The 13,747-nt window shown below is 70.5% G+C and carries 13 protein-coding genes; 5 read left to right on the top strand and 8 right to left on the bottom strand.

The genetic code is table 11. The annotated features are described in order from the left end of the window. Positions 1-13: 13 nt before the first annotated feature. The 3 genes from ACIPJ2_RS17235 to ACIPJ2_RS17225 form a co-directional block, all read right to left on the bottom strand. A complete protein-coding gene (locus ACIPJ2_RS17235) occupies positions 14-1,066 on the bottom strand; it encodes a LacI family DNA-binding transcriptional regulator (RefSeq protein WP_402729850.1) in 1,053 nt (350 codons plus the stop codon). 117 nt (positions 1,067-1,183) lie between these two features. Further along, entirely contained in the window at positions 1,184-3,661 is a 2,478-nt protein-coding gene (locus ACIPJ2_RS17230; protein WP_402729849.1) for a polysaccharide lyase 8 family protein, read from the bottom strand. 248 nt (positions 3,662-3,909) lie between these two features. Then, entirely contained in the window at positions 3,910-4,554 is a 645-nt protein-coding gene (locus ACIPJ2_RS17225) for a GntR family transcriptional regulator (RefSeq protein ID WP_402729848.1), read from the bottom strand. 108 nt (positions 4,555-4,662) lie between these two features. On the opposite strand from ACIPJ2_RS17225, the gene ACIPJ2_RS17220 reads away from it, so the two are divergent. From ACIPJ2_RS17220 to ACIPJ2_RS17200, 5 genes are all read left to right on the top strand, one after another. Then, a complete protein-coding gene (locus tag ACIPJ2_RS17220; RefSeq protein WP_402729847.1) occupies positions 4,663-5,376 on the top strand; it encodes a DUF969 domain-containing protein in 714 nt (237 codons plus the stop codon). Continuing rightward, on the top strand, positions 5,373-6,461 hold the full coding sequence (locus ACIPJ2_RS17215) for a DUF979 domain-containing protein (protein ID WP_402729846.1): 1,089 nt from the start codon (positions 5,373-5,375) through the stop codon (positions 6,459-6,461). Before ACIPJ2_RS17220 ends, ACIPJ2_RS17215 begins: the two co-directional genes overlap by 4 nt. Beyond that, positions 6,448-7,476: a DUF2891 family protein gene (locus tag ACIPJ2_RS17210; RefSeq protein WP_402729845.1), complete on the top strand. Its 1,029-nt coding sequence runs from the start codon at positions 6,448-6,450 to the stop codon at positions 7,474-7,476. The genes ACIPJ2_RS17215 and ACIPJ2_RS17210 overlap by 14 nt, the downstream gene beginning before the upstream one ends. 68 nt (positions 7,477-7,544) lie before the next feature. After that, complete coding sequence (locus ACIPJ2_RS17205) at positions 7,545-7,841, top strand: helix-turn-helix transcriptional regulator (protein WP_402729844.1); 297 nt, start codon at positions 7,545-7,547, stop codon at positions 7,839-7,841. Continuing rightward, positions 7,838-9,097, top strand: a complete 1,260-nt coding sequence (locus ACIPJ2_RS17200) for a type II toxin-antitoxin system HipA family toxin (protein ID WP_402729843.1) — start codon at positions 7,838-7,840, stop codon at positions 9,095-9,097. Before ACIPJ2_RS17205 ends, ACIPJ2_RS17200 begins: the two co-directional genes overlap by 4 nt. Before the next feature lie 39 nt (positions 9,098-9,136). On the opposite strand, the gene ACIPJ2_RS17195 is transcribed toward ACIPJ2_RS17200, so the two are convergent. The 5 genes from ACIPJ2_RS17195 to ACIPJ2_RS17175 form a co-directional block, all read right to left on the bottom strand. Further along, entirely contained in the window at positions 9,137-9,754 is a 618-nt protein-coding gene (locus tag ACIPJ2_RS17195; RefSeq protein ID WP_402729842.1) for an LppP/LprE family lipoprotein, read from the bottom strand. Positions 9,755-9,820: 66 nt separating this feature from the next. Beyond that, on the bottom strand, positions 9,821-10,510 hold the full coding sequence (locus tag ACIPJ2_RS17190) for a response regulator transcription factor (RefSeq protein WP_281265656.1): 690 nt from the start codon (positions 10,508-10,510) through the stop codon (positions 9,821-9,823). Then, complete coding sequence (locus ACIPJ2_RS17185; protein WP_402729841.1) at positions 10,507-11,775, bottom strand: sensor histidine kinase; 1,269 nt, start codon at positions 11,773-11,775, stop codon at positions 10,507-10,509. The genes ACIPJ2_RS17190 and ACIPJ2_RS17185 overlap by 4 nt, the downstream gene beginning before the upstream one ends. Positions 11,776-11,780: 5 nt before the next feature. Beyond that, a complete protein-coding gene (locus ACIPJ2_RS17180) occupies positions 11,781-12,938 on the bottom strand; it encodes an amidoligase family protein (protein WP_402729840.1) in 1,158 nt (385 codons plus the stop codon). 2 nt (positions 12,939-12,940) lie between these two features. Then, a complete protein-coding gene (locus ACIPJ2_RS17175) occupies positions 12,941-13,627 on the bottom strand; it encodes a hypothetical protein (RefSeq protein ID WP_402729839.1) in 687 nt (228 codons plus the stop codon). Positions 13,628-13,747: the final 120 nt, after the last annotated feature.

Here is a 13,747-nt window from a genome sequence, read left to right as displayed (position 1 = left end):
GGGCGCGTTCGGCTCAGCGCGGCGGCGGGCCGAGTGTGGTGCCGGCGACGAGTGTGCAGGCGAGGAGCTCCTGCACCGGATCCGGGGCATCGCCGCGTTGGACGGCGGCGATGCGCTCGGTGAGCGCGGCGACGGCGCGGGCGCCGAGTTCGGTCCGCGGCGCGCTGAGCCGCGTGACGTCCGTCCCGCGGTCGCGGTGACGGGTGTGCTCACCGAGCACGACGACCGACACCCTGGCAGGGACGTCGTCGGCGAGCAGTTCGAGCAGCTCCTCGCCGTCATCCGGGTCCTCGACCAGGACGACGGTCGGACGGGAGGCTCGGATCGCCTCCCACGCGTCGGCCACCGTCCGGTGGTCGGTCACCGTGGTCTCCACGAGTGCGTCCGCCGTGTCGAGCCCGGCTCCGGAGAGGGCGGTGACGATGCCGGCACGCCGGTCACGGGACGACTCGGCACCGAGTGGCAGGCGCAGCAGGCCGAACCGGGCGTGCCCGAGGTCGAGCGCACGCTGGACGAGCGCCCGTGTCGCGGCCGCGTAGTCGACACCGATGTAGGGCACCCGGCCACCGGCGGCATCGCGACGGCCGATGGCCACGAACGGGTAGTCCGTGTCCAGCAGCCGTTCGAGCTCGTCGGCGTCCATCTCGCGGCCGAGCAGGATGCAGCCGTCCGCGAGCCGCAGGCGGTTCGACTCGTGGAACAGCCGCCGCCTGCCGTTCACGACGGGGGTGCTCGTGAACACGAGCAGGTCGGCCCGGACGTGTTCCGCGGCGCTCTCGATGCCGGTGAGCAGCGGCGTGTAGAAGTCCGACGAGCGGTTCGGGAACGCCGGCTCGTACGTGAAGACGCCGATGAGGTCGTTCGTCGCGCCGACGAGGCTCCGCGCGACCGGGTTCGCGACGTAGGTGGTCTCGCGGATGACGTCGAGCACGCGGTCCCGGGTCGCCGCCGGGATCCGACGGGTCTCATCCGCCTTGCCGTTCAGCACGAGCGACACGGTGGACTGACTCACGCCGGCGATGTCGGCGATCATGCGCTGTGTGACGCGTGCGTGGGGTGCTGGCATGGGGTCTGCTCCGGGGCTGTCGACCTCGTCGATGAGGTAATACGGATGACCGTACGCGATATCGCTCATTCATACGTATGAGCAGCGAAATATCGTGAAAATGATCTCCCCGCCGGTTCAGGAGGTCCGGAACCGGGCCACGAACGACCTCCCTGCTGCGCCGCCGACCGGGACCGCGATCTGCAGCCGCGGGCTCGTCGAGACCACGCGGACCTCGGTGTCGCCCGGATCCGCCGGGTCGCGCTCGAGCACGGCGCTGTCGAGCGTGACGACGACCTCGCCGGTGACGCGCTGGGTCGGGTCGCTGACGGCGACGGACAGCTGGTCGCCCTGTCGGTTGAGCACCACGGACGCCCGCTGGTCGACCTGGATGCCGGCGGCCTTCGGTGGCGTGGTGGCCTTCCAGAAGTTCGCCATCGTGACGTGGTCGGTGCTCGTCGCCGCGCCGGTCTTCCTGGTGACGGCCTGCACGTCGTCGGTGTTCGCGGCGATGGTCACGTCGGCCATCGTGGCTGCGGCCCCGGCGACCTGCGCCTGGGTCGCGCCGGGGAGCTGGATGTACGCGTACTGGGCGTCGGTCGGGTCGGTGCCGTGGTCGATCCAGAACCCGATGAACCGCCGCGAGTACGTCGTGCCGTCCTCGTACGTGCCACGGTCGTCCATGTCCGTCCACTTGCCGGTGCGGTCCTCACGCACGACCTGCACCGTGGTGCCATCCTGCGGGAACAGGTACCCGCAGGTGCTCGGGATGTACGCCCACTTCGGTGTGAACGCGGTCGGGGTGCTCCGGACGGTGTCGAAGGTCGCGCCGTCGATGATCGGTGCGGTGCGCCCGGACGGTCCGACGTTGCGCTGTTCGACGATCGTCTGGACGACGTTGCCGTCGCTGCTCGTGATCCCCGCGCCGAGGCAGACGACCGCGTCGCCGATGCAGAACCACGACTTCCGCGCACGGAGCGGCTGCGTCGTGAACGACAGGCCCATCCCGATCGCCGCGTCGCCGTCGAGCACCGCGCCGCCGGCCCAGGTGTTCGCGACGGTGGAGCGGACGCCGACGCCGACGGTCGGGGTCTTCTGGACGACGGTCGTCCCGGGGATGCGGGTCTTGTCCGCGGTGGGCCACCACTCGTTCGCCCAGTGCCCGAGCTGGTTCGGCAGGTACAGGTAGACCGCTCCCTCGCCCTGGTACCAGCCCATCCGGTTCTCGCCGTTGGCGCACTCGTACGGCTTGATCGCGGTGGTCTCCATCGCGAACCCCATCGCGAACCCCGGTCTGCGGTGCACCGCTCGTGCCATCGAGGTCGCGACGACGGTCCTGGTCGACTCGTCGCCGACCGGCACAGCCGTGTCGGCCATCAGCGCGCGCCCGAGGACCACCGACGTGAGCAGGACCTGCTGGATGGGGACGGGGTCGTACGTGAAGAACCCCGGCTGGCGTTCCCCCGGCGTGCTCCCGGCGAATGTGTACGAGTCGTAGGCGGTGAGCCACCCCTTGACCTGGGACCGGAGCTGCTGTGCTCCCGTCGTGGGGAACACGGCGGCGAGCTGGAGCAGGACGCCGAGAACGAGCCTGCCCTGCCGGCGGTCGGTCTCGTAGAACCGGGAGATCCCACGACCGTGGTTCATGTCCATGAAGCCGCCGCCGTAGACCCACGGGGCGAAGTTGTCCTGCGTCCAGTCGAACACCTCGGCGACCTGCGCGGTCGAGAACGCCCACGGGGTGCTGAGCGACGCGACCATCATCGAACTGAGGACCTGCAGGAGGGACAGGCCGTACCCCGCGGTGTACGCGTACGTCACGTGCTGGACGAACCCGCCGTCCGTGTACATCCCGTCGCCCGACGTCGCGTACGGGAAGATCGTCTCGAGGTCGTGGCGTGCACCGTCGATGACCGCCTGATCGCCGCTGATCGCACCGCGCAGCATCGTCACCGCGCAGGCCCAGTTGCGGTTCGCGCCCGTCGAGGTCGCGCCGCCGGTGACCTTCGGGTCGGGTTCGTAGTGCTCGATCGCGGCCATCGCCGTGCTGATCTGCGCGGCGGACAGGTCGTCGTACATGAGCACGACGAAGTCGTTCAGCGCCAGTGGGGTCCCGATCTGCCAGTCCCACCAGTTGTCGTAGTACGACGTCGCGTCGTACTTGTGCGCGAGGAACCAGTCCAGCGCCGAGACGAGGTCGGCGCGCAGGGCGCTGTTGCCGGACAGGCTCGAGCCGGGGGAGCGCAGCGCCAGTGCGAGCTGCCGCAGTCGGTTGGCGGTGCTCGTCACGGTCGACGAGGTGGTGGGGCTCGCCAGGTCGGCCCAGAGCGTCGTGCGGTTCGCCGAGGTGTCGAGCGGCGTCGCGCCGTGCCAGAACACGTTCGCTGCCGTGGCGGTGTCCTGCACGTAGGCGACCAGGACGGGGTCGGATGCGTCGTAGTCCGCGATCAGCGTGCCCAGCCACTGCGACCGGTACCGCGCGAAGTCCGTGGGAGCTGCGGCCGCTGCTCGCCAGGGGCCCACGACGGTGTCGGCGGTCGCGAGTGCGGCGACGGCAGAGGCACCGACGATCAGGGACCGGCGGGAGAGACCGAACGAGGTGGATCGTGCAGGCATTGCGTCCTCCGGGGATCGTTCCGTGGCGGGCGGCGTTGCCCGTCACGGACCCGATGATCGACGCCTCGATGTGCCCCGGTCAAGGTGCTCATACCTATTACTGCTGCTCATCAAGATGACCGCGCGTTGCGTGCGCAGAGCGGTGCGTCGAGTGCGTGCTCGAGGGCCGTGCGTCGAGTGCGCAGAAAAGCTGCTCCCGCGCGCGGATGAGTCACATCGTCTGCGCACTCGATCGCTCGATGGCGTTGTCAGCCCACCTGGGGCGCGGCCGTCCGGAGCGTCCGCTCCGCGTCGTCGAGGTAGTCGGTCAGCAGCGCTGACGCAGCCGAGGTGTCCCCGGCGCGCAGCGCCGCGACGATCGCGGCGTTCCGCTCCACGAACCCGGCGTGGAACGACGCGGGGTCGTCCGTCGTGAGGAACGCCAGCCGCATCTCCGCGAGCAACGAGTCCATGAGTGCGTGGACCCGGGTGCTCGGCACGGCCCGGACGAGCGCCGAGTGGAACGCGATGTCCGCGGTGCCGACGGCGCGCCAGTTCCCGGCGGCTGCTGCTGCGTGTGCGGCGTCGACGGCGTCAGCGGCGGACGCCAGCGCGGGGGAGTCCGGCAGGATCGCGCGCACCGCCGCGTCCTCGAGCACCCGTCGGGCGGCGTAGAGGTCGGCGACGTCGTCCGCGGAGAGCCGACGGACGAACACCCCACGGTTGAACACGTGCTCCACGAGACGATCCCTCGCGAGGAGCCGGAACGCCTCGCGCAGGGTGTTCCGTGAGACCCCGAGCTGCTCGCTCAGCCGTTCCTCGGACAGCTGCGCGCCCGGGGAGAAGTCCCCGGCTGAGATGGCGGAACGGAGCCGGTCGGCGACGGACTCAGCGGTGCCGACGGTTCGGGTCATGCCGACGATCCTGGCACGATCCCTCCACAGGGCAGGCGTGTGACCGTGGTGTTACAGATCCCGGCAGGGTCTTGCGATTGTTGAACAATCACGTCCAGACTGTCCCGCATGTTCGTCCTCATCGGCGTCGCCGTCGTCATCGTCGGGTTCGCGTTGCATGTCAACGCGCTGCTCGTCGTGACCGTCGCGGGCATCGTCACCGCGGCCATCGGCGGGATCGGTCCCGTCGGCATCCTCGACGCGTTCGGCAACGGGTTCGCCTCCAGCCGGTCCGTCACCACCTTCGCGTTGGTCCTGCCGGTGATCGGCCTGATCGAGCGCTACGGCCTGCAGGACCAGGCCAAGCGACTCATCGCGAAGCTCGACAAGCTCACGACCGGCAGGATCCTGGCGGGCTACCTGGCGGTCCGGCAGATCACCGCGGCCGTCGGCCTGACGAGCATCGGCGGTCCGGCACAGACCGTCCGTCCGCTCGTGCACCCGATGGCAGAAGGCGCGGCCACGAAGAAGTACGGCCGGATCGACGAGCGGATGCGCGAGAAGATCAAGGGCTACTCGGCGTCGTCGGACACCGTGGGGGTGTTCTTCGGCGAGGACGTCTTCGTCGCGGTCGGCTCCATCCTGCTCATCACGACCTTCGTCGACGCGACGTACGGGCTGTCGCTCGAGCCGATCGACCTGGCGCTGTGGGCGATCCCGACGGGCATCGCCGCGCTCTTGGTGCACGGCACACGGCTGCTGCTGTTCGACCGGAAGCTCGACCGGATGGCCGCGGACATGCGGAACTCGGACACCTCGGCGAGCATCGGAGCGACCGCGTGATCACCAGCGAATGGCTCTACTGGCTCATCGGGGCGTTCTTCATCGCCGTCGCGGTCCTGATCGTGACGGACACCACGCACGCCAAGCGTCTCGGCAACGCCGGCTTCTGGGGGATCCTCGGCCTGTCCTTCTTCTACGGCACGTTCGTCACGGCGAAGACGGCTCCGGCGTGGGTGCTGGGGATCGCGGTCCTCGTGATGGTCGCGCTCGCCGGGCTCGGCTTCACCGGCACGACGGCACGGGGCGGCCGGCCGAGCCGCACCCGGGTCGCGACCGTTCCCGGAGCGGGCGCGGGCGCGGAGACGGGGCCCGCGGAACCCACCGGCGTGACCGTTCGTCCGAGCAGTGCGACGGGCGTGCTCGCGACGACCAGCCCCGCGGAACGCGCGACCCTCGCCGCGCGGTACGGCAACCGGCTCTTCGTGCCGGCGCTGGTCGTGCCGGTCGTGGCGGTGCTCGTCGCGACGCTCGGTCCCCTCGTGTCGATCGGTGGCAAGCCGCTCCTCGCCGAGGGCAGCGCGACCCTGACCGGACTCGGCATCGGGTCGGTGCTCGCGGTCGTCGTCGCGGTGTTCATCCTGCGGCCACCGAAGGTCGCCACGCCGTTGCGCGAGGGCGGCCGCCTGCTGCAGGCCATCGGCTGGGCAGCGCTCCTGCCGCAGATGCTCTCCACGCTCGGCATCGTCTTCACCCAGGCCGGGGTCGGCGACGCCGTCGGGACGATCATCAAGACGATCCTGCCCGGCGGCTCCCTGATCGCCGCGGTGGTGGTCTACTGCCTCGGCATGGCGCTGTTCACGATCATCATGGGCAACGCGTTCGCCGCCTTCCCGATCATGACCGCCGCGATCGGCTGGCCGGTGCTCGTCCAGGGCTTCGACGGCAACCCGGCCGCGATCTTCGCCATCGGCATGCTCGCCGGCTTCTGCGGCACCCTCGTCACCCCGATGGCCGCGAACTTCAACCTCGTCCCCGCTGCCCTGCTCGAGATGCGGGACAAGTACGGGCCGATCAAGGCGCAGATCCCGACCGCCGCCATCCTGCTCGTCGTCAACATGGGAGTCATGTACCTTGTCGCATTCTGATCTGGCCCGCATCGCCTGGGCCGACCGCTTCGCGGCCGTCGCCGTGGAGAACACCACCCGCGAGTACCCCTACGCGGCGCACCACACGACGTCCGGTCCGGACGACCGGGCGCTCCCCGTCGAGCTGCACCCCGCGTTCGCCACGTCCTACGACTGGCACTCCTCGGTGCACATGCACTGGCTCGCCGCGCGCCTGGTCGCGTTCGGTCTGCCGACCGGACTGGAGGCACGGCTCACCTCCGTCCTGCAGGCCCACCTCAGCGCGGATCACCTCGCGACGGAAGCGGCGTACCTCCGCGGGACGCCGCACTACGAGCGCCCGTACGGATGGGCCTGGCTGATGCGGCTCGCCGCCGAGGTCACCGCATCAGAGGTCCTGGCGATCCGGTCCCTCGCGCCCGGGTTCGTCCCACTGGTCGACGTCGTCGAGGAACTCGTCACGAACTGGGTCGACGGCGCCGCCCACCCGGTGCGCCACGGCGTGCACGCGAACTCCGCGTTCGGGCTGCTGCTCGTGCTCGAGGCGGCACGGTCCCTCGGGCGCGACGAACTCGCGGCGACGTGCGAGCGCGCTGCGCGGCAGTGGTTCGGGGACGACGCCGGGTGGCCGTTCGCCTGGGAGCGCAGCGGGCACGACTTCCTGTCCGCGGGCCTGGCCGAGGCGGACCTCATGCGCGCGGTGCTGCCGGCGGCGGAGTTCGCGCCGTGGGCCCGCGCGTTCTTGTCCGAGGTGCAGCCGGGCGACGCGATCCTCAGCTCGACCACCGTCCGCGACGAGAACGACCCGCAGCAGGTGCACCTGTTCGGGCTCGACCTGTCGCGCGCCGGATCGGCCCGCCGCATCGCTGACGCGTTGGGCGACGGCGAGCCGCTCGCTGCGGTGCTCGACGAGGCGGCGGATCGGCTCCTCGCGTCGGGATTGGCCGCAAGCGTCGGCGAGGAGTACTACTCGACGCACTGGCTCGCGAGCTTCGCCTGGGACGCGATGGAAGCGAGGGAGCGCGCCGCCAGTTGATCGCCAAATGGGTGGAAATCATTACAGATCGGATACTTTCTGGCACCATTTCCTACCAGGAGGCAGTCATGGTGCAACGTTCATCTCTCCGGCGGAGACGGCAGCTCACCGCGTTCGGAGAGAACATCCGCCGGTGGCGGGCACTCAATGGGCTCTCGGCGGCCGAACTTGCCGAACGAGCCGCGGTGACACGGCAGACACTCAGGGCGATCGAGGCTGGTGAAGGCGGCCGTATCGACTCGCTCTTCGCGGTTCTCGGCGCCCTCGGCATTGCTGACGCAGTCATCGCTGGCATCGACCCGTACAGAAGCGACGCTGCACGAGCGCGGATCGACGATCTCCTGAGCGGTGGCGGAAAGCTGTGATCCCGACTGAGGTCGAGGTGTGGACGACGGAAGCCGACGGCGACTACCGCATCGGGACGTTGCGACCGTCGTTCTTGGGGAGAGGAACTCTGGCGTCCTCGTCCTTCGAGTACGACGCTGGATGGCTGCCCCGGGGCTGGCAGATCTCGCCGGACCTCCCGATGGTCAGTGGGCGGATCTACACCGCCGAGAACCAGACGTTACCCGGTGCCTTCAGCGACGCGGCACCGGACGACTGGGGTCAGAAGCTCATCCGTGCCGATCACGCTCGGCGGCGCAGACACGACGCCGATCTGCCGACGAGGCTCGGCGAGTTCGACTACCTGCTCGGTGTTGCCGACCACACCCGTGCCGGAGCGCTCAGGTTCCGAGCCGATGGCTCCTGGCTCTCGAGCGAGCAGGGTGTCGCGAACCTGCATGATCTCGCCCGGATCGTGGAGGCAGCACAACGGTACGAGGACGATCGGGCCTCGGACGACGACATTGCCTACCTCAACGACGTCGCGACGTCGCCGGGCGGTGCACGGCCGAAGGCCAACGTCCTGACGTCCGAAGGGCGCCTCGCCCTGGCGAAGCTCCCACACTCGAAAGACGGCCGTTTTGATGTCGAACGGTGGGAAGGCGTCGCCCTGACTCTTGCTGCGGCCGGAGGGATGACCACGCCGCGGTGGACGCTCGTTCCGACGGGCGCCGGCCGCGCCGTGCTCGTCTCCGAACGGTTCGATCGGGACGACACGGGTCTGCGGAACGGCTACCTGTCCGGACGATCGGCCATCGGGCTGGGCGCGCACGACGACGGCTCCCGGGCGACCTACGAGGACTTCGCGGACACGATCGCGGACTGGAGCGTCGCGGCGGCCACGGACCTCCGAGAGATGTACGCGCGGATCGCCTTGTCCGTCCTCGTCAACAACGTCGACGACCACTGGAGGAACCATGCGTTCCTCCACACAGCGGATGGTTGGCGGCTCTCTCCGCTGTTCGACGTCAATCCGAGCCGACAGCGCGGGGTGATCGACTCGCGTGCCATCAGTGATCGAGACGATCCCTCGGATCGGCAGCTCCGGAACCTCCTCGCGATCGCGACTGCGTTCCGGCTCCGCGACCCGGCCGCCCGGGAGATCCTCCGGAGCGTCGCGGTGGCCGTGTCCCGCTGGGACCGTGTCGCGGCCGATCTCGGTATCGGCGCCGAGGAGCGGCAGATCCTCCGACCGGTGTTCGAGACCGAACAGCTCGAGTGGGCGCTCACGCTGTGAGGTCGGCTCCGAACCCGGAGCGGGCGCGCCCGTGGTCGGTCAGGACGTCGCAGGCGGGACGGCGCCCTGCATCTCGACCTTGCCGGCCGCGTCGTCCCACGTGAAGGTGGCGTCCGCGGTGCCCGACGGGTTCGCGTTCGCGTCGGTCTGCTTCGCGTACCGGTAGGTGACCGCGATCGAGGTGTCGGACTTCCGGGTGACCGTCGGCTCGAACGGGTACTGCACCTTGGTGGCGGTGCCGAGGTACTTGCCGTCGTGGAACAGCAGGATGGCGTTCGGGGAGCTCGGCGTCCCGTCGGTCACCGAGACGACGGACCACGCGAGCGCGGCGCACGGGTCGTACCCGGATGTGTCCGCGTGCGATGCGTCCCACGTCGCGTCCGGCAGGTTCGGGACCGGGCGGGGCAGGGTCGCGACCGCCTGCTGCACGGCCGTCGCAGCGGACTCGGTGCCGCACGACCCCTGTGCCGTTCCCGTTGCTGACGGCGACGGGGACGTCGGGGGAGTCGCGTGCTGCGTGGCGGTCGTGGTCGTGGCGTCGGCGGTCGACGTGGCGGTCGGGGACGCTGTCGGGGTGCCGGTGCCCGAGCAGGCGGAGAGTGCCGCCAGGGTGGCGGTGGCGGCGAGGAGACTGAGACCGATCCGGATGGTGCGCATGTCTCCACGTTGCGCGTCCTGGCGGCCTCGCGTTCCTCCCTTCGTCGGAATCACCGCGGTTCGCGGTCAGCCCGATGGTGGAACCGGCTCGCCGGTGCTCGGATCCGTGAAGCCCGTCGCGAATGCGAACACCACCGCCTGCACGCGGGTCTTCGTGCCCGTCTTCGCGAAGACGCTCGAGATGTGGCTCTTCACGGTCGCGGTGCTGAGGAACATCTCGCTGGCGATCTCCCCGTTGCTCAGGCCGCGGGCGACGGCGCTGAGGACGTCTCGTTCGCGGTCACTGAGCGACGCCAGAGCGGCTTGCTGGACCGCGTCGGCCCGCCGAGCCGGAGCGGGGGCGATCGACTGGTCGATCAGCGCACGCGTCATCGCCGGGTCGATGAGGGAGTCCCCGCGGGCGGCGGCGCGGACGGCGGCGCCGATGAGGTCCGGCCCGGAGTCCTTCAACAGGAAGCCGGAAGCACCGGCTGCGATGCCGTCGAAGAGGTACTGGTCGTCGTCGAAGGTCGTGATGAGCACGACCGCGCAGGCCTGTGCGGCGAGGATCCGCCGCGTCGCACCGATGCCGTCGAGGCCGGGCATCCGGATGTCCATGACGATGACGTCGGGCTCGGTCGCGAGCGCCGCCCGCACCGCGCTCTCGCCGTCGTGCGCCTGGCCGACGACGTCGATGTCGTCCTCGGCGTCCAGCATCGTCGCGAGGCCTGCTCGTGCGATCGCCTGGTCGTCCACGACGAGTACCCGCAGCGTCATCTGGTCGTCTCCTTGTTCGAGGGGGTGATCATCGGGATCGTGGCCGACACCGACCACCCCGACCCGTCCCCGTTCGGTCCGGCGACCACGCCGCCGCCGAACGTACCGGCCCGTTCCCGCATCGAGGGGATCCCCGAGCCGCCCCGGGGCACGCTCGGGAACCGCTCCTGCTTCGGACCGGGGTCGGTCACGTCGATGGTCCAGGACCACTGCTGCTCCTGCACCGTGATGCAGATCGTCCGCGCGGACGAGTGCAGCATGACGTTCGTCAGACTCTCCTGGACGATGCCGAGGATGGCGGCGCGTTCGCGCTCGGGGACCTCTCCACGGACCGTCACGCTGCTGTCCACGTCGTACCCGATGGCGCGGATCCGTTCGCAGAGGGCGAGGAGTTCGTCGGTGAGGCTGCCGAGTGCCGGTGCCGTCTCCGGGGGCACGCGGAGGACACGGACGACCGAGCGGATGCGCGCGAGGACGTCCTGGCCGCCCTCGGCGACGACCCGCATGGCGTCGACGAGCTGTCCGGGGTCGCGGTCGGCGATCCGCAGGGAGGACTGGGCGTGGATGACGAGTGCGGCGACGTGGTGCGCCACCTCGTCGTGCACCTCGCGGGCGACGCGGGTGCGTTCGCGTTCGGCGGCGTGCGCGATCGTGGCGGCCTGCAGGCGTGTCAGCTCGCGGTTCTGTTCGGCGAGCTGCGCGGTGACCCGCCGTTGCCGCCGGAGCATCACGGCGACGAGCACGACGAGCGCGCAGCCGATCAGTTCGCCGAGCAGCACCGACCGGTCCGTCCCGGAGTCGATGAGGGCGGCCTCGGACCACGGACGGTGTTCGGTGGCCAGTTGCACGACGTCCTTCCACGGAACGATCGTCAGGACCGCGAGCGTGCCGAACGTGGCAGCGGGGGCGATCACCGGACCGCCGTTCGAGATGATCAGGAAGGTGACGAGGGCGAGGGGGATCAGCGCTTCCGGCGGCCGGACGTACAACCCGTACATCTCCTCAGGCAGCGGAGCGAGACAGACGTACGCCGTGAAGGCGGTGAGGTTCGTCAACGTCTCCAACGGCCATCGCACACAGGTCGCCGCGGCGACGGCGGCGGCGACCCCGAAGAACACGTAGCCGGGGAGCCCCTGTGGGTACCAGGCCAGGTGCAGCGCCACGGCGAGTCCGACGAAGTACGCGGCGGTGCCCGCTGCGATGACGACGAGCCGTCGTCGCGAGGGTCCCCGGAGCAGGACCATCGGTTCGCGTCGCCGTCGCACGGGTCTCACGCTAACGCCGGACGGATGCGTTGCAGCTGTCGGGCCCGAGCGTCGGCGAGGAGGACGAGCAGCGCCTCCTCGGACGGCACCCCACGCGGTGGCTGCGGGAGCGGCGTCGGATCCAGGCACCGTTCCAGGAGGGCCTGCACGATCGCCGCCCGCCCCGTGATGTCCTCGCCGTCCAGCATGCCGGGCAGGATCCGGACCTCGATGGTGTCACGGGGCGGGGTGTCGGTCAGGAGCGCGGTGAGGTTCACGTCGAGGTACTTCGTGAGTCCGAGCGTACGGACTGCTTCCTGCAGTCGCGGCCAGTCCGCGCCGGACCGCGACTCGGTGTCGACCACCGTCGTGAGGGCCTCGGGGAGTGCGCCGGTCCGGACACAGTGCGGGTTCGTCCCCAGGACGGCGTGCAGCCCACTGCGGTACCCGGTGAACAACCGGACGACGTTCGCGAACGCCGGGACGCTCCGGAACGGACCGGCATCCAGGTGTAGGTGGACGGCTGCTTCGACCGGGACCAAGAAGCCGAGCGCCCGCGCCGGTCCGAGCAGCGCCTCGAGCGCTTCGGCGTGCCCGGAGCGGATCGGCGGCGTCACGATCTCGCACGGTCGTTCACGCCCCGGTGCGACCGCGGTCGCCATGGCGATGCTCGCTCCGGCGCGGTCGCGGACCCGTCGCACCGCGCCGACCGTCTCGACCGGGACGTCGAACACCCGGGCGATGCCGTCCAGGGCGTGTTCGAAGCGTGTCCGCGCACCGGTGGTGTCCCCGGCGAGCCGGAGGAGCCGGAGGTCGTCTGACAGGATCCGGAACGCGTCGCGGTCCGGTTCCGGTCGACAGAGCGGGCACCCCTGGTGGCCGGTCTCCCCGCACCGGGCGGCGAGCTGGTCGCGTCGGATGTCCTCGACGATCGTGATGTCGTCGACCAGGGTGGCGAGTTCGGTCCCGGTCGCGTCGTCGATCCGGTACCCGGGTGTCAGGTGCCAGAACTGGCCCATGCCCGGTACGAGCGACGGCTCGGAATCGACGTGGAGTACCCGGTGGACGCTGCCGCCGTGCTCGAGGGCGATCCGCTCGGCCAACGCGCGGCGACTGCTGCCGGCGGGGGCGAGCAGCTCGACCTCGAAACCGACCCGCGCGGTGAGGGGCTCCGTGGTCGGCACGATCAGAGCGGCAGCGTGGCGCCGGCGAGGAGCGCCTTCCCCGCCGTGACCTCGGCGCTGTAGGTCGAAGGACTCTGCCAGAGGGCCGCCAAACGGGCGCCGTCGCCGTCGTCGTACCCGCTCGCGGTGAACGCCCGCGCGTACTCGGCATCGGTGTACGTCGTCGGCGGTGCCGGCATGGGTCGGTGGGCGATCACCCCAGCTCCGAGTTTCGTCTTCACGGTGTCGACGTCGGGCACGCCCCAGGCGACGGCGAGCCCCAGAGCCTGCTGGAAGTCCCCGTACCCGAGGAAGAAGGCGTTGCGCTGCTGCTCCTGCGTGAACGGGTAGCTGGCGGCGTCCCCGGCGGCGAACGGCAGCGCGGTCCCGGCTCGCAGATCGGCGCCCGCTCGACCCTTCGCCGTCGTGACGTCGGTGTTCCACGCCGCGGCCAGTGCGACCGCGTCGTCCGCGTACGGCGATGCCTGGAACCGCGCGATGTCCGCATCGCCGTACTGCACCTTCGGCACGGGCGTCGGCTGGGCGGTCGGAGTCGAGCCGTGCGCCGAGGTGCGTTCCGGTGCGGCGAGGGCGCCGACGGAACCGAGACCGACGAGCGATCCGGCCACGGCGCAGGCGACCGCCACGGTGGCGGCAGAGCGACGGAACGCGGCTCCGGTGGTCCGGGGGTCGGTCTCGCGGTTCGACATGCAACGCTCCTCGTCCGCTCGACGGCTCGTCCGCCAGCGACACGTCGACACTACGAGCGCCGTCGCGGGCCGGCAACGCGGACGGACCGATTCAGACCATCGGCCCCGGATCATCGACCA

The organism is Curtobacterium sp. NPDC090217 (assembly GCF_044746705.1).
GTDB lineage: Bacteria > Actinomycetota > Actinomycetes > Actinomycetales > Microbacteriaceae > Curtobacterium.
The sequence above is the reverse complement of the archived record's forward strand: the minus strand, read 5'-3'. Positions and strand labels throughout refer to the sequence as shown.